The sequence below is a fragment of the Ruegeria marina genome (assembly GCF_900101475.1).
Lineage (GTDB): Bacteria > Pseudomonadota > Alphaproteobacteria > Rhodobacterales > Rhodobacteraceae > Ruegeria_B > Ruegeria_B marina.
Genome location: NZ_FMZV01000015.1, coordinates 42,910 through 58,600, shown reverse-complemented (window position 1 = coordinate 58,600; position 15,691 = coordinate 42,910). Strand labels below are relative to the sequence as shown.

The following is a 15,691-nucleotide window of genomic DNA, read 5'->3' as shown; positions in this document are numbered from 1 at the left end:
AGAACCAAACCTCGGGCTTGGCCATAGGGCGCGGGGGATTTTCCGGGACCGCCCCGCCGGTCAGAGCAGGACCTTGCGGCAATCCGATATCTGGAGGGTCATGTCGTGCCAGGCCCAGGCAGCCTTGGTCCGGTCGGGGTTGTAATCCGCCGTGGCCATCAGATATGCGACCTCGCGCCAGCCACGGTGGCGCCAGCTCCGCGCCTGCACCTCGACCACTCCGGCCTCTTGAGCCATCGGCATCACCGCGTCCAGCAGCATCTCGAATTCGGCCCGCAGGCGGTCGCTGTCCCCGGCATCCGGTTCCAACCGCGCCCGCTGCCGGGTGGCCAGCGCATCCAGCCGGCCGGAACAGGTTGCAAACAGCTCGGCCCGTTCATCGGGGCGGTCGGGCAGGGCAAGGGCGGCCGCGCTCATGGCGAACAGAACCGCGCCGCATACCGAAAGGGGGCCTGATCCAGTCATGTAACGATTCTATGACGGAATCGCCTTTCGAAATAGTGTATATACAAATGATAGCAATTTGCTGTCACCAGAAGGTCACGGTTCCCGTCCCGCGCCCCGGAAAATCAAAAGGGCGCCGGATGGCGCCCCTTTCACATTGTGATGCAGGACTTAGCCGAGGCTGGCGCTCGCCGCGCTTTCGGGCAGTTCCTCGTCGAAACAGCGCTGGTAGAACTCGGCCACCGTCTGGCGCTCCAGTTCGTCGCACTTGTTCAGGAACGACAGCCGGAAGGCATAGCCCACGTTGCGGAAGATCTCGGCATTCTGCGCCCAGTTGATCACGGTCCGGGGCGACATCACGGTCGAGAGATCCCCGTTCATGAACGCGGTCCGGGTCAGGTCGGCCACGGTCACCATCTGGCTGATGGTCTTGCGGCCCTTCTCGGTGTTGTAATGCGGCGCCTTCGACAGCACGATCGCGGTTTCCGCGTCGTGGGACAGGTAGTTCAGCGTCGCCACCAGCGACCAGCGGTCCATCTGTGCCTGGTTGATCTGCTGGGTGCCATGATAAAGACCGGTGGTATCGCCCAGACCCACGGTGTTCGAGGTGGCGAACAGGCGGAAATACTTGTTCGGCGTGATGATCTCGTTCTGGTCCAGCAGGGTCAGCTTGCCGTCATGCTCCAGCACCCGCTGGATCACGAACATAACATCGGCGCGGCCAGCGTCGTATTCGTCGAACACGATGGCCACCGGGTTGCGCAGCGCCCAGGGCAGGATGCCCTCGTGGAACTCGGTCACCTGCTTGCCGTCGCGCAGCTTGATAGCGTCCTTGCCGATCAGGTCGATCCGGCTGATGTGGCTGTCGAGGTTGACGCGCACACAGGGCCAGTTCAGCCGGGCCGCGACCTGTTCGATATGTGTCGACTTGCCGGTGCCGTGATAGCCCTGGATCATGACGCGGCGATTGTGGGTGAAACCTGCCAGGATCGCCAGGGTGGTGTCGGGGTCGAACTTGTAGGTCGGGTCGACCTCGGGCACCCGGTCGCTGCGTTCGGCAAACCCCTTGACCACCATCGGCGTGTCGATGCCAAAGACTTCGCGGACGGAAATCTCTTCGGTGGGTTTCGCGTTCGTCAGGGTGTTTCCGTCAGCCATACCTGTGGTCCTTGTCGCCTGCCCGCGCCGCGCGCGGGGCCAATCAGATCGTCGTGCAACATATCGTTCCCAGCCGCAAGGGAAAGGCGAAAAGCGGCCGGAATGGCGGTTTTTGCACCGAAACGCTGCGGCGTTCCCGGAACCGCGACCCGGGTTCGGCCCGGCCTATCCGCGCAACCGCCTGTATTCCTGCGGCGTGCAGCCCATGCGCCCCTTGAAGAACCGGGTGAAATCGCCGGGATTGGCATAACCCAACTCGAAAGCCACCGCGGTGATGTTGGCCGAGCGCCCTGCCAGCATCCTGCGCGCCATATCGAGGCGGGTATTCGACAGAAGGCTGGCATGGCTTGTTCCGATCGTGGCCAGTTTCCGCCGATAGCTGCGTTCGCTCAGACCGAAGGCCGCGGCGACCCGCCGGGCCGAGCAGTCGCCCGGCGTCGAGGTCACGAATTCCCTCATGCAGAGTTCAAGCGTCTCCAGAAACCGGTCGGATATCGGGTTTGCCGCCGCTGACCGGTCCTGACCTCCGGGCGTATGCGCGCCGCTGTCCGCGCAAAGAACCTCGCCAAGATCGAAGGCGATGCCGAAATGCGCGCGGTCCAGAACCACCGGCAGATCGCGCATATCCTCGGGCAGATCCAGCGCAGCCAGGGCGAGGGGCAGCCGCAGGGCGACAGGCAGCAGCGCCGCGCCCATGCTCCGCCGTGCCCCTGACAGCATGATGGCCAGATTGTACTGCAGGACCGACCAGAAGTCCGACCACTCGGTCGCCGCGGCGGTCCGCAGCACCCAGACATGTTTCCCCTTGATCACGCAACTGTACCGTGCGCCCGAAATGAAACCGTTGAACGACTGCACCATGGCCGACAGCGCCTCGGTGCCCGTGATGCCCGAAGGCAGGGGAACACCGACCACCGATTGCGTCTGGCTGCGTTCCGCCGGGTCCAAGGCGAGGCTCTGAAAAAGGAAGTTTCCCTCGCCCGTCTCGCGCAGGACCAGTTCCAGGAAGAATTCGGTCGCGTACAGCGGCACAAAACCCTTGGGCGCCTCAGCGATGCTGCCCGGCAGCCCGGCCCGCTCGGCCAGTCGCTCCAGAATACCGCTGTCCAGACCCGTTGCGCCGAAAACCGGGCTCAGCGCGGGTGCATAAACAAGATCGAGCCGGTTCATCCCGCCGTCCCCTGAACATCCGCCGCAGGTCTTAACCCCTGCGTAAAAATATGCTTCGTAAACTTGTCTTGGCCGGAAATGCTAAGCATCATTCTGCAAAAAACCTACCATCGCAACTCATATTTCCACCAAAGACAAAGGAGATTGCGATGTTGCCTTCCAAGATTTTGAAGAGACTGCGAGGGCCGGTTTCCGCCCTTCTATTGTCCGCCGGCATGGCGATGACGGGACAGGTCGCCGACGCCCAGGACAAGCCTATGAATTTCCTAATCATCTGGGGCGATGATGTCGGTTACTGGAACATCAGCGCCTACAACCAGGGCATGATGGGATACGAGACGCCCAACATCGACCGCATCGCCAACGAGGGCATGCTGTTCACCCATGGCTATGGCGAACAATCCTGCACCGCAGGCCGCGCATCCTTCGTCACCGGCCAGTCGGGCTTCCGCACCGGCCTGCTCAAGGTCGGCCTGCCCGGCGCCAAGGAGGGGATGAGCGAAAAGGATCCCACCATCGCCGAATACATGCGCTCCAAGGGTTACATGACCGGCCAGTACGGCAAGAACCACCTGGGCGACCTGGACGAGCACCTGCCCACCAACCACGGGTTCGACGAATTCTTCGGCAATCTCTACCACCTCAACGCCGAGGAGGAGCCCGAGAATGCCGACTATCCCAAGAACCCCGAGTTCAAGGAGAGATTTGGCCCGCGCGGCGTGATCCGGTCGAATGTCGACGGAACCATCGAGGATACCGGCCCGCTGACCCGCAAGCGGATGGAGACCATCGACGAGGAGGTCACAGCCGGCGCGCTCGACTTCATGCAGCGCGCGCATGACGCCGAAAAGCCCTTCTTCCTGTGGTACAACACCACCCGTATGCACATCTTCACGCATCTCAAGGAAGAGAGTCAGGGCGTTACCGGTCTGGGCGTCTACCCCGACGGCATGGTCGAACATGACAAGATGGTCGGCCAGATGCTCGACAAGCTCGAGGAACTCGGCATCGCCGACAATACCGTGGTGATGTATTCCACCGACAACGGGGCCGAAGTGTTCAGCTGGCCCGATGGCGGCACCACCCCGTTCCGCAACGAGAAGAACTCGAACTGGGACGGCGGCTTCCGCGTTCCGATGATGATCAAGTGGCCCGGCGTGATCGAGCCGGGGCGCAAGTCGAACACCATCATCAGCCATCTCGACTGGTTTCCGACCTTCATGTCGGCGCTGGGTGACGCGGACATGAAAGAGCGGATGCTGACCGAGGCGCCCTTCGGCGAGGGCAACGAGCCCGTGCATCTCGACGGTTACGACTTCATGCCGTATTTCCGGGGCGAGGTCGACAAGGGACCGCGACGCGAGTTCTTCTATTTCTCCGACGGCGGCGACCTGATGAACCTGCGCTATGATCAGTGGAAAGTGGTCTTTGCCGAACAGCGCGCCCACGGGTTCGACGTCTGGCAGGATCCGCTGGTCCCCCTGCGTCTGCCCAAGGTGTTCAACATGTTCTCGGACCCGTTCGAGAAGGCCGATCACGAATCCATCAACTATCCGCAATGGCGTCTGGAACGGGCCTATCTTCTGGTGCCCGCACAGGCTTTCGTGGCGCAGTTTCTCGGCACGTTCGAAAAATACCCGCCGCGTCAGAAGCCGGGCAGTTTCTCGATCGACTCGGTTTTGGAAACGTTGCAAACCAATCAGGGCGGCTAAGTCGTTTCGCCTGATAATCGAAGGGCGCGGCCGTCAGGTCGCGCCCTTTCTACATCCGCCCGGGCGCTCAATCCAGAATGGCCTCGCGCATCCGGTGCAGGCTGCGCTCGTCGAGAAAACGGGGCGTGCTGGCCATGTATTCGCGGAAGGCTGCGCCATAGCCGGCGCTCAGCCAGCGCTCCTCATTCAGCACGAACAGGAAATAAAGCGCGAACAGCACCCCGGCCAGAACCAGCGTCAGAACCGACCCGCTGGCAATGCCCAGCCCCACCGTGGCCAGCACCGAGGTCACGTATTGCGGGTTGCGCGAATAGGCATAAATGCCCCCCGTAACCAGCCCGCCGCTCTCGCAATAGGTATTGTCGATCCCGAGGAACCGGTAACCCCACAGCGTTACGCCAAAGGCCGCCAGCATCAGCGGAACGCCGATTGCGTAGCGCAGACAATGGCCCCAGCCATTTATCCAGACCTCGGACAGGGCGAACACCACCGTCGCCCCGCAGAACAGCCGGAACAGGCCAAAGGCCGTGTGATGCCGCCAGCCTTGCGCGGCGGGCCAAAGGCCCCATTCCGGGCGGAGCAGGCCCAGCGCCAGATAGGCCGCCAACACCAGCGCTCCCGCCAGGGCCAGGGACAGGGAAATGTCAGGAAGCATCGTGGCAAATTCGGGGATCATCGAACTGGTCCATCTTGAGTTTGAACAAGGGCCGCGCATATGCCGACGCGAACCGGGTAACACGCGGATGTAACAGATTTGCCTGCGGCCGGTTCAGACCCGGATCGCCTTCCGGACGCGTCCGCCGTTCCCTGTTTACAGGCCTGCGCGCCGCTTCTAGCCTTGCCGCATTCCCCAGGCCCAGGACATCCCGCCATGCCACAGCGCCATCCCAATATACTGCTGGTCATGGCCGACCAGATGACCCCCTTCATGCTCGAGGCCTGCGGTCACCCGATAGCCCGCACCAGACACATGAAGACGCTTGCCGACCGGGCGGTGAATTTCACCACCGCCTACACACCCAGCCCGATCTGCGTGCCCGCGCGCTCCTGTTTCATGACCGGGCTGCACACCTCGACCACCGGCTGCTACGACAACGGCGACCCCTATCACAGCTTCATCCCCACCTTCGCCCATTACCTGACCAACGCGGGCTACGACACCGTGCTCTCGGGCAAGATGCATTTCATCGGCGCCGACCAGTTGCACGGCTTCCGCCGTCGCCTCAACACCGACATCTACCCCTCGGGCTTTCTCTGGTCCTATCCGCTGCTCGATGAAAACGACCCCACGGCGATGGCCTTCGACTTCGCCCCCCAGTACCAGGCCCGCAACATCGGCGCGGGCTGGAGCCCGGAGCTGCAATATGACGAGGAAACCCATTTCCGCGCGCTCGAATATCTGCGCCACGTGCCCGACCGCCCGTTCATGCTGACGGTCTCCTACACCAACCCGCACCCGCCCTATATCGTGCCCCGCAAATACTGGGAGATGTACAAGGACGCCGACCTGCCGCTGCCGCACTACCCGGCGGATATGGACGCGCGCTATTCCGATTTCGACCGCGCCTTCCTGCGCTGGTACGGGCTCGACCGCAAAAGCATCCGCAACGAGGCCGACCTGCTGGCGATGCGCCGCGGCTTTGCCGCGCTCGCCCATTACATCGACGACAAGCTGGGCGAGTTGCTCGACGTGCTTGACGAGCAGGGCCTGCGCGACAACACGATGGTGATCCTGACCTCGGACCATGGCGAGATGCTGGGCGAAAAAGGGCTGATCCAGAAACGCAGCCACTACGAATGGTCCGCCCGCATCCCGCTGATCATTGACCATCCCGGCGCCGGGCACCGCCGCGTGGACACGCCGGTGTCGCTGATAGACCTGCCCGCCACCTTCCTCGATCTGGTCGGCGCCACCCCGGCCCGCCCGATGGACGGCCGCTCGCTCATGCCCGCCCTGCGCGGCGAGGCGCTTGACGTGGTGCCGGTGATCTCGGAATACCACGGCGAGGGGATCATGCGCCCCAGCTTCATGATCCGCCAGGGCGCGTGGAAATACCTCTATTGCCACCGCTCCAGCCCGCAGCTCTTCAACCTCGAAATCGACCCCGGTGAATGGAACAACCTGGCGGGAACCCCAAAGGCCGCCGATATCGAACGCGGCTTCGCGGCACTGATCGCCGAACGCTTCGATCTCGACGCGATCGAAGCCGAGGTCTGGACCCGGCTGGCGCAGAAACAGGTGGTCAACGCCGCAATGGCTGCAAACGGCACGAAATGGGACTACCGACCCGATCCCGAAGGAACCACCGCCTACATCCGCAGCTGATCGGGGTCCTGCCGCTGCTTCTTTCTGGTCGAAAATATTCTCGGGGGAGCGCGAGGGGGCAGACAGCCCCCTCGCTCCGCCCGAAGCCCGCCCCGCGGTGAGGTCTGGACCAAAGAAGACAACGGTGGCGTTGGATGCACCGGCGGGATATGAGTATTTGTGACCAGAAAGAAGCCGGAAGCCGGCGCGCGGCCGGGACTGCCGGGGCGTGTGTCAGGTACAGGCGGTCACTTGAAGTTGCGGCTGTCCTTGATCTGGTCCCAGGCCCAGACAACTTCCTGCAACTGCTCTTCCTGGCTGCGGTCCCCGCCGTTTATGTCAGGGTGCAGCACCTTGATCAGCTTCTTGTAGGCCGCGCGCACCTCGGCCTTGGTCCAGCTGTCCTTGGCCTCAAGGATCTCGATGGCGCGCCTTTCGGTTGGCGGCAGCTTCCGCCCCCCTGCCGCCGAACGGCCCGGGTTCTGCGTCGCATTCGCCCCCAGCACCTGGTGCGGATCCTCGATCCCCAGCCGCGCCCAGGCCCGCGCCTCGGGGTCGCCCATCGGCCGAGTCTTGCGCTCCCAGACCTTGTCCTTGGACATTTGCGCGTTCATTTCTGCCTCGGTGGTGCCGTCGAAGAAGTTCCACTTCTGGTTGTATTCACGCACATGCTGCTGGCAGAACCAGAAATAGTCGTCCAGCACGTCGGGGGCCTTGGGGGCGCGGAACTTGCCTGCCTCGGTGCAGCCCTCGTGCTCGCAGACCCGGACCGAGGTTTCGGATGCACCCGACATACCACGCCGCCCGCGCGGGTTCTTCTTCTTTGCGGAAGAGACGGACATATCGAATCCGAAGGGGTCTGGCTTGCTCATTTCGGGCCCTTTCGCTTGGCGCTTCTCGACTCGGAGGCAGGAGTTTAGTCTATGTGCTGACAGATAGAAGAGGGCGGCGGCAAAAAAACCGCGGCCGGGCGGAAAAACAGCAAAAATCCGCAATCCAGAGGAGTATCGCCGGACATGCCCATCGCCGAGGAAATGCGCGCGCGCCTTCAGGCTGCCTTTGCCCCGACCGAACTGGAAATCACCGACGACAGCGAACGCCACCGTGGCCATGCGGGGTACCGGGAAGGCGGGGAAAGCCATTTTACGGTGCGCATCCGCGCCGCCGGATTTGCCGGCATGGGGCGGGTCGCGCGGCATCGCGCGGTGCATGCGGCGCTTGGCGATATCGTGCCGCGCATCCACGCGCTGGCGCTCGATATCGGTGACTGAGGCGCGCGGTCAGTCCGTGCCGGGCTCCGGCTTGACCACCCGCAAGGGCGGGTCGTTCACCGGGGACGAGATCGGCGCAGGCGCACGCAACTGGTTCTTCATCGTATCCGGGCCGGGGATCGGGCGCGCTTGCGGGGTGCCGTCATCCGCCTCTTCCTGCCCGGCGGTTGCGGGTTCGGCCATCGCTTCCGGCCGGGCTTGGGGGACGGCGACCGGTGCAACGGCCCCTTCGGCCCGAGCGCGGCGGAACACCAGTACATTGCGCCAGTTGGTCACAGACCCGGTCAGCCCGGTACGCTCCTCGCTGGGCAAGAGTTCGGCCCGCTGGTATTCCCAGCCCTCTGCGCCCATTTCGTTGAGCAGGCTTTCCACCGACAGCGCGAACCGTCCCTCGGGCGTCTTGACCCCCTTGGCCTTGGTGCCGCGGGCGGGGGCGGGAACGACCTTGTATTCGTAGCGGATCATGCAGGGGCCTCTTGGATGACTTGGCCCGCATATAACCAAGGAGATGACGCATTGGCCAGAGGGTCAGGGCTCCGGTTTCATCCTGCGCAATCGGATCGGAAGGGACCGTCTCAACCCGCGCTTTGTGTCCCGCTTGCGGGGAGGCCCGCCAGAGGCAAAGATTTTTCGACGAAAAATCTGGGCCCGGCCCGGGCGTGGCGCGGGATATCCCGCAAGGAACCTCCGCAGGCAGCGTTTTGCCACCTGTGAAGGGGCTCCTGAACACCGCTACAAATCGGTCAATCCGGGTCCGGGGCCGCGTACAAAACGGTCAAAACCCGGTACAGGTCACAGCCCCAGCTTGGCCGCGACCAGGTCGTTGACCGCCTTGGGATTGGCCTTGCCGCCGGTCGCCTTCATCACCTGGCCCACGAACCAGCCCGCCAGTTTCGGGTTCACCCTGGCCTTTTCCACCTGGGCCGGGTTGGCGGAGATGATCTCGTCAAGCGCCGCTTCGATGGCGCCCGTGTCGGTGACCTGTTTCATGCCGCGCGCCTCGACGATCTCGGCCGGGTCGCCGCCTTCGGTATAGACGATCTCGAACAGGTCCTTGGCGATCTTGCCCGAGATCGCATCCGAGGCGATCAGGTCGATGATGCCGCCCAACTGGGCCGGGCTGACCGGGCTTTCGGTGATGTCGTGGTCTTCCTTCTTGAGCCGCCCGAACAGTTCGTTGATGACCCAGTTCGCCGCCAGTTTGCCATTGCGCCCCCTGGCCACGTCCTCGAAATAGGCGGCCGATTCCACTTCGGCGGTCAGCACCGAGGCGTCATAGTCTGTCAGGCCGAACTCGTTGATGAAGCGCGCCTTCTTTTCATCGGGCAGTTCCGGAAGGCTGGCCTTGATGCCGTCCACCCAGGCCTGTTCGATCTCCAGCGGCAAGAGGTCGGGATCGGGGAAATAGCGGTAGTCATGCGCCTCTTCCTTGGAGCGCATCGAGCGGGTCTCGCCCTTGTCCGGGTCATAGAGCCGGGTTTCCTGATCGACCTTGCCGCCCGCCTCGACGATGGCGATCTGGCGGCGCGCCTCGTATTCGATAGCCTGTTGAATGAACCGCATCGAGTTCATGTTCTTGATCTCGCAGCGCGTGCCCAGGTGCGAAAAGTCCTGTGTCTCCTGATACTTCTCATAGGCGCCGGGACGGCAGATCGACACGTTCACATCGGCCCGCAGGTTGCCGTTCTGCATGTTGCCGTCGCAGGTGCCGAGATAGCGCAGGATCTGGCGCAGCTTGGCGATATAGGCGGCGGCCTCTTCGGGGCCGCGGATGTCGGGGCGGCTGACGATCTCCATCAGGCAGACGCCGGTGCGGTTGAGATCGACAAAGGACATGTTCGGATCCATGTCATGGATTGACTTGCCCGCGTCCTGTTCCATGTGGATACGCTCGATCCGGACCCGGCGCGCGGTGCCGTCGCCCATCTCGACCAGCACTTCGCCTTCACCAACGATCGGGTGATAGAGCTGCGAGATCTGATAGCCCTGCGGCAGGTCGGGGTAGAAATAGTTCTTGCGGTCGAAGGCGGATTTCAGGTTGATCTCGGCCTTCAGCCCCAGACCGGTGCGCACCGCCTGCTCGACGCAGAACTCGTTGATGACCGGCAGCATTCCCGGCATCGCCGCATCCACGAAGGCCACGTTCGAATTCGGCTCGGCGCCGAAAGCGGTCGAGGCGCCCGAGAAGAGCTTGGCGTTCGAACTGACCTGGGCATGCACCTCCATCCCGATCACCAGCTCCCAGTCGTGCTTGGCGCCGGCGATGATTTTGGGTTTGGGGGTGTCGAAGGTCAAATCCAGCATGGGTGCGCCTCTTATCCGCTTTGTACAAACCGCCTTCTAGGCCCGCACGCGCCCATGAGCAAGGGGGAGCAGGCCAGCCAGCGCTCGGGCGCAGTCAGATTTGGGCAAGCAGGGCGCCCTTCGCGGCTGTGCAAATCAGGTTACGCGGTGTGCACTTGCGGCCCGTCGGGCGTGAAAACCACGCGATTGCCACGCCGGATCTCGTCCCGGAACAGATGGGCGATGGCCTGAAGCGCATTGGCGCGCCCGCGCGCGGCAAACCGGCTTGGAGAGGATATGCGCATGTTGTTTGCAAACCCGTCCGCCGCATGTGCCCAGATCAGCGGGTGAATCTCGGTCAGATGGTCACGGATCAGCCAATCGGCCGCGTTACAGATCTGAACCCGCGCCATATCCGCCTTTTCATTGATGCCAAAGCCGGACAACAAGGTGACCGTGCAATAGGCGGCCAGAAGGTTGATCGTTTCCTGCCCCGGACAGACGCGCACGATATCGCGCAGTCCGTCGACGAAGAATTCGATGTCGACCCCTGCACAGGCCTCTTCGTCCAGAGCGATCGCGTCGAAACAGACCCAGGTGTAACCGCCAGCGCCCCAGATATCATGTGTCCGTGCGGCGGTGCGGCGGGCTTCGAGTTCCAGTGCCTGATAGGTTCCGAACCATCGCGGCAGCAGGTGGTTTCCAAGTGCACGCATGTGCCTCGGGTTACGGGGGTCCAGGTCAATCAGGTCTTCGTATGTATCGGCGACATTGCGCGAGGCAGCCGGAACGCCGGCGAGCATGGCGCAACAGGTCGATTGCAGCAACGGGCTGTCCAGCTCTATGCCGCACCACGGATGCAACAGATCCCGAGCCCGGTCGAAATGGGCTGCGCATTTTTCACGGTTCATCCGGGGAATGATGGTTTCGCGCACCGTGCCACGCCAGGTCCAGGCCATGTCGATATGGGCCAAGGCCACGACCATGTTGACATAGGGGTCGTGGGGTTGCTCCTGCCGGACGAATTCCAGCCCCCGGATCCCGTCGGACAGAAATGTTTCGGATCCGCAACGACCGTCATTCAAGGCGTCTTCGAAGGCGGCAACCACGTCGCAACGCGCGCCATAGGCCAGAAGGTCGGCGACCGCGGTGCCGCCGATGGTGCGATGGCGTCCGTTGTCGGCGGTTCGTATCTCGTCGCTCAACTCGCTCCACCGGTCCTGACGCGCGAGAAACTGCCCCCTCTCACGGGCGGCGCGGCATTCCTCCTCGTCGCGGCTGCATTCCGCGACCGGAATCGTCAGGGCATCCTCGAGTTTCAGAGGTGAAACCGGTGTCTTGCACTTGGGGAAATCGACTGCGCGGCCGGAAAACCGCGCAGTCAGTCCAGGCAGTGAACTCATGAAGGTGCGGGTAAAGTGCAGCATACTTGGAAACGACCGGCCTGTAAGTTGTTGATTGGTCGAAATCTGCCGTTGGTTTGAGGCACAAACATGGCTGGCTGAGGGTGTTTCGTGACAGGTTTTGCGGCCAAGGCGGGGATTGCCTTCAAATCGGCATCAAACTGCTACCTTCCGGCAAAATGGTGCCGAACCACGGTCAATTCACGGTCTTTCAACACAGTTTCAAAGTCGCGGTGCGGCGGTGTGCACTCCTGCGGAAGGCGCAGTTGCCTGTCCGATTTCAGGCAGAGCGTGGCACGTACCGAGAAATCCCAGCGCGTGTCCAGCCGGACATGGTCGATCTCTCCCAGTTCGGCCACGCCGGTCATGCGGCCCGAAAACCAGCTGATGCGGCTGTCGTCCAGATCCAGCCCCGCCTGGCGGTCGGCGACGATATCCCAAAGCAGCGGCAGTGTGGGCAAAGCGCCAAGTGCAATAATCCACCAGGCGGCGCCGAAAAAGACAGCCAGTGCCGACAGTCCGGCCCACACCGCGATCAGAATGGCGATGTTGCGGGGGCTGCGGGCATGGCGCACATATCGGACGGGGCTGCTCACCGCCCGCCGGTCACGTCAAGCGTGGTCGAGGTGATATAGGATGCGGCATCCGACAGCAGATAGAGGATGGCCTCGGCCACTTCCTCCGCCGATCCGGTGCGTTTCATCGGCACCATATGGGCCAGCCGCTGCGCCCGGTCCGGTTCGCCGCCCTTGCCGTGAATATCGGTCTCGATCAGCCCCGGACGGATGGCGTTGACGCGGATATTCTGCGCTGCCACCTCATCGCCCAGTCCCTTGGTAAAGGTGTCGATCGCGGCTTTGGATGCCGCGTAGTCGACATATTGGTTGGCCGAGCCCAGCCGCGCCGCTGCCGAAGAGACATTGACGATGGCGCCGCCATGTCCATGCGCCTGCATGCGCAGCACCGCCTCTCTGGCGACCAGGATGGCGCCGATCACGTTGACGTCGAACATGCGCCGCAGGCGGGCGTGCGTCAGGTCGGTGACCTTGGCGGTCATGTCGACGATACCGGCATTGTTGACCAGCGCGTCGAGCCGGGGAAAAGCCGCGTCGACAGCGGCAAAGATATTGGTGATCTGGTCCGGCTCGGCCACGTCGCCGGGGCACAGGATCACCTGCGCGCCGGCGGTGCGGGCGGCTTCGGCCACGGCCTCGGCTCCGGCATGGTCGCTGCGGTAATTGAGTGCCAGATTATAGCCGCGGGCGGCGGCCATGCGGGCGGTCGCAGCACCAATGCCGGCGCTGGCACCGGTGATGAGAAGGGTCTTGCGCATGGCTCAGGCTCCTTTGATACGGGTCAGCATTTCGGTCGTGTCGCGGCTCAGGCCAGGCTGGGCAAGGATTCGGTCCAGCTGTGCGCCGATCAGCGCCTGACGTTCGCCGTCATAGCGCCGCCAGGTCTGGAAGGCAGAGCACATGCGCGCCGTGGTCTGCGGATTTACCGGGTCGAGCCGGATCAGCCAGTCGGCAAGCAGTTCATAGGCCGCGCCCCCGGCAAAATGGAACCCGGCGTGATGCATGGCGAGGGGGCCGAACAGGGCCCGGAACCGGTTGGGATTCTTCCAGTTGAAATCTGGGTGTCCGGTAAGCGCCCGGGCGGTGTCCGCCGCCTTTTCGGGGGCAGCAAGACCCACCTGCAAGCCGAACCACTTGTCGATCACCAGCCGGTCATGCCGCCACTGGTCGTAGAAAGCGGCAAGCTCCGTCTGTCCCTTGCCCGCCTTGAGCAGGCAGGACAGGGCCGAAAGTTGCAGGGTCATGTTGTCGGCCCGGCCATAGTCGCTTGTTGCCTGTGCGCCGCCGTCGAGGCGCGTGAGCAGCGCCAGCGCCGCGCCACCAAGCGCGCGCTTGCCCGATTGCTCGGCATCCGGGGCAAAGGGCTGGTCCACCTGCGTTTCCGCGCGCAGGCGCGGCAGCAGGTCTTGCAGGTACTGGGCGGTGGACTGGCGCAGCGTTTCGGTCGCGTCCCAGATCGCCTGCGGGTCCGGGGTCACGCCGCACCGGTGCAGGGTTGCGGCCATTTCCGACTGGCTGGGCAGGCCGAGCATGAGCGCGCGATAGGCCGGGTCCAACGTGTCGTCCCGCACCACCGCCAGCAGACCGTTCAGGTAGTCGGCGTCCGGCGCCGCCCCTTTGGTGATCATTGCCAGCAGGCATTCCTCGGCCAGGGTGCGGCCCGCCTCCCAGCGGTTGAACGGATCGGTGTCATGGGCCAGCAGAAAGGCGCGTTGAGCAGGGGTGGTTTCCTGCTCCAGCACCACGGGGGCGGAAAACTCGCGCAGGATCGACGGGACCGGGCGCGCGGCCAGCCCGTCGAAGGTGAAGCTTTGCCGGTCTTGCGTGAGTTCCAGCACCTGCGTCGGCCGCACCTCGTCGCCGTTCGGCCCCAGGAGGCCCACCGCGACCGGGATCACCTGCGGCAGTTTCTCGGGCTGGCCGGGGGTGGGGGGTGTGGTTTGTGACAGGGTGAGCGTATAGGTGCCGTCCTGCCAGTCTTCCTCGACCGTGATGCGCGGTGTGCCGGCCTGGCTGTACCATCGCTTGAACTGAGACAGGTCGCGGTCGGTCACGTCCTCGAAAACCTTGAGCCAGTCCTCGATGGTGCAGGCCTGTCCGTCGTGGCGGGCGAAATAAAGGTCCAGCGCCTCGGCATAGGCGCGATCCCCCACCAGCCGTTTCAGCATGCCGATCACCTCGGCGCCCTTTTCATAGACGGTGGCGGTGTAGAAGTTGTTGATCTCCTGAAAGCTCTCGGGCCGGACCGGGTGGCTGAGTGGCCCCTGATCCTCGGGGAATTGGCGGCCACGCAGGTCGATCACGTCGCGGATGCGTTTGACCGGCGCGCTGCGCAGGTCGGCCGTGAACTGCGCATCGCGGAACACGGTCAGCCCCTCTTTCAGGCAGAGCTGGAACCAGTCGCGGCAGGTGATGCGGTTGCCGGTCCAGTTGTGGAAATACTCATGCGCAATGATTGCCTCGATCCGTTCGAAATTGTCGTCGGTCGAAGTCTCGGGGCTGGCCAGCACGGCGGCCGAGTTGAAGATGTTCAGCCCCTTGTTCTCCATCGCGCCCATGTTGAAATCGTCGACCGCCACGATGTTGAAAACGTCGAGATCGTACTCGCGGCCATAGACCTCTTCATCCCAGCGCATGGATTTCTTCAGCGCCTCCATGCCGAAGGCGCATTTGCCTTCGTCGCCGGGGCGGACCCAGAGGTTCAGGTCCACTTCGCGGCCCGAGACGGTGGTGAACCTGTCGGAATGGGCTACTAGGTCGCCTGCCACCAGCGCAAAGAGATAGGCGGGTTTGGGCCACGGATCATGCCATTCGGCAAAGCCTTCGCCGCTGGCGACCGGGTTGCCATTGGACAGCAGCAGGGGGTGTGGGCCGTTGATGCGTACGGTAAAGGTGCTCATCACGTCCGGTCTGTCCGGGTAATAGGTGATCTTGCGAAATCCCTCGGCCTCGCATTGGGTGCAATACATCCCGTTGGACAGGTAGAGCCCTTCGAGAGCGGTATTCGCGGCCGGGTCGATCTCGACCTCGGCCTCCCAGACAAAGGGTGCGTCGGGGACCGGGCAAGTCAGGCCGGTATCGGTGAGCTGTGGCGCGATCTCGATACCGTCGATGGCCGCTCGGATCAGGCTCAGTTTTTCACCATGCAGGAAAAAGCTACGATCGTCGGTCTCGGGGTTGGGGCGGAAGTCGATGCGCGCGTGAACTCGGGTAGCCTTCGGATCGAGATCGAAGGTCAGGTGGACCGCGTCGGCCACATAGCCGAATGGGGCGTAGTCCTTGAGATAGATCGTGGCGGGGGCGGCGTCGCGCATGGGAACCTCGGGCTGTGGCGGATTGTTCGCGACGTTAGGAAGAACCGGGCGAGGGT

At 63.5% G+C, this 15,691-nt stretch carries 14 protein-coding genes; 3 read left to right on the top strand and 11 right to left on the bottom strand.

From position 1 onward, the window contains the following. Nucleotides 1-60: 60 nt before the first annotated feature. The 3 genes from BLT75_RS18060 to BLT75_RS18050 form a co-directional block, all read right to left on the bottom strand. The gene (locus tag BLT75_RS18060) at nucleotides 61-465 is read right to left on the bottom strand and encodes a hypothetical protein (protein WP_143028597.1); all 405 of its coding nucleotides are present in this window, start codon (nucleotides 463-465) and stop codon (nucleotides 61-63) included. 150 nt (nucleotides 466-615) lie between these two features. Further along, nucleotides 616-1,602, bottom strand: a complete 987-nt coding sequence (cobS, locus tag BLT75_RS18055) for a cobaltochelatase subunit CobS (protein WP_093035108.1) — start codon at nucleotides 1,600-1,602, stop codon at nucleotides 616-618. A 165-nt stretch (nucleotides 1,603-1,767) separates the two neighbouring features. Continuing rightward, on the bottom strand, nucleotides 1,768-2,772 hold the full coding sequence (locus tag BLT75_RS18050) for a helix-turn-helix transcriptional regulator (RefSeq protein ID WP_093035105.1): 1,005 nt from the start codon (nucleotides 2,770-2,772) through the stop codon (nucleotides 1,768-1,770). Between the two features lie 257 nt (nucleotides 2,773-3,029). Between BLT75_RS18050 and BLT75_RS18045 the strand changes: the two genes are divergently transcribed. Beyond that, nucleotides 3,030-4,484, top strand: coding sequence for an arylsulfatase (locus BLT75_RS18045; protein WP_342727873.1), 1,455 nt, complete (start codon nucleotides 3,030-3,032; stop codon nucleotides 4,482-4,484). A gap of 67 nt (nucleotides 4,485-4,551) precedes the next feature. Here BLT75_RS18045 and BLT75_RS18040 read toward each other — a convergent pair whose 3' ends face one another. After that, the gene (locus BLT75_RS18040) at nucleotides 4,552-5,160 is read right to left on the bottom strand and encodes a methyltransferase family protein (protein ID WP_245706578.1); all 609 of its coding nucleotides are present in this window, start codon (nucleotides 5,158-5,160) and stop codon (nucleotides 4,552-4,554) included. A 195-nt stretch (nucleotides 5,161-5,355) separates the two neighbouring features. Between BLT75_RS18040 and betC the strand changes: the two genes are divergently transcribed. Then, the gene (betC, locus tag BLT75_RS18035) at nucleotides 5,356-6,810 is read left to right on the top strand and encodes a choline-sulfatase (protein WP_093035099.1); all 1,455 of its coding nucleotides are present in this window, start codon (nucleotides 5,356-5,358) and stop codon (nucleotides 6,808-6,810) included. A 227-nt stretch (nucleotides 6,811-7,037) separates the two neighbouring features. Here the strand turns inward: betC and BLT75_RS18030 are convergent, their stop codons facing one another. Continuing rightward, nucleotides 7,038-7,661, bottom strand: a complete 624-nt coding sequence (locus BLT75_RS18030) for a J domain-containing protein (protein WP_093035096.1) — start codon at nucleotides 7,659-7,661, stop codon at nucleotides 7,038-7,040. 144 nt (nucleotides 7,662-7,805) lie between these two features. Here BLT75_RS18030 and BLT75_RS18025 point away from each other — a divergent pair, with 144 nt between their 5' ends. After that, entirely contained in the window at nucleotides 7,806-8,060 is a 255-nt protein-coding gene (locus tag BLT75_RS18025; RefSeq protein ID WP_093035093.1) for a BolA family protein, read from the top strand. 9 nt (nucleotides 8,061-8,069) lie between these two features. Here BLT75_RS18025 and BLT75_RS18020 read toward each other — a convergent pair whose 3' ends face one another. The 6 genes from BLT75_RS18020 to pepN all read right to left on the bottom strand — a co-directional run bounded on the left by BLT75_RS18020 (nucleotide 8,070) and on the right by pepN (nucleotide 15,635). Then, nucleotides 8,070-8,525, bottom strand: a complete 456-nt coding sequence (locus tag BLT75_RS18020; RefSeq protein WP_093035090.1) for a DUF4177 domain-containing protein — start codon at nucleotides 8,523-8,525, stop codon at nucleotides 8,070-8,072. Nucleotides 8,526-8,852: 327 nt separating this feature from the next. Continuing rightward, entirely contained in the window at nucleotides 8,853-10,364 is a 1,512-nt protein-coding gene (gene gatB, locus BLT75_RS18015; protein WP_093035087.1) for an Asp-tRNA(Asn)/Glu-tRNA(Gln) amidotransferase subunit GatB, read from the bottom strand. A gap of 140 nt (nucleotides 10,365-10,504) precedes the next feature. Beyond that, on the bottom strand, nucleotides 10,505-11,746 hold the full coding sequence (locus BLT75_RS18010; protein WP_245706576.1) for a hypothetical protein: 1,242 nt from the start codon (nucleotides 11,744-11,746) through the stop codon (nucleotides 10,505-10,507). 164 nt (nucleotides 11,747-11,910) lie between these two features. Next, nucleotides 11,911-12,342: a hypothetical protein gene (locus tag BLT75_RS18005; RefSeq protein ID WP_093035084.1), complete on the bottom strand. Its 432-nt coding sequence runs from the start codon at nucleotides 12,340-12,342 to the stop codon at nucleotides 11,911-11,913. Beyond that, nucleotides 12,339-13,079 carry an SDR family oxidoreductase gene (locus tag BLT75_RS18000; RefSeq protein ID WP_093035080.1) on the bottom strand — a complete coding sequence of 247 codons (741 nt, stop codon included), beginning with the start codon at nucleotides 13,077-13,079 and terminating at the stop codon, nucleotides 12,339-12,341. Before BLT75_RS18000 ends, BLT75_RS18005 begins: the two co-directional genes overlap by 4 nt. 3 nt (nucleotides 13,080-13,082) lie before the next feature. Beyond that, nucleotides 13,083-15,635, bottom strand: a complete 2,553-nt coding sequence (gene pepN, locus BLT75_RS17995; RefSeq protein WP_093035077.1) for an aminopeptidase N — start codon at nucleotides 15,633-15,635, stop codon at nucleotides 13,083-13,085. Nucleotides 15,636-15,691: the final 56 nt, after the last annotated feature.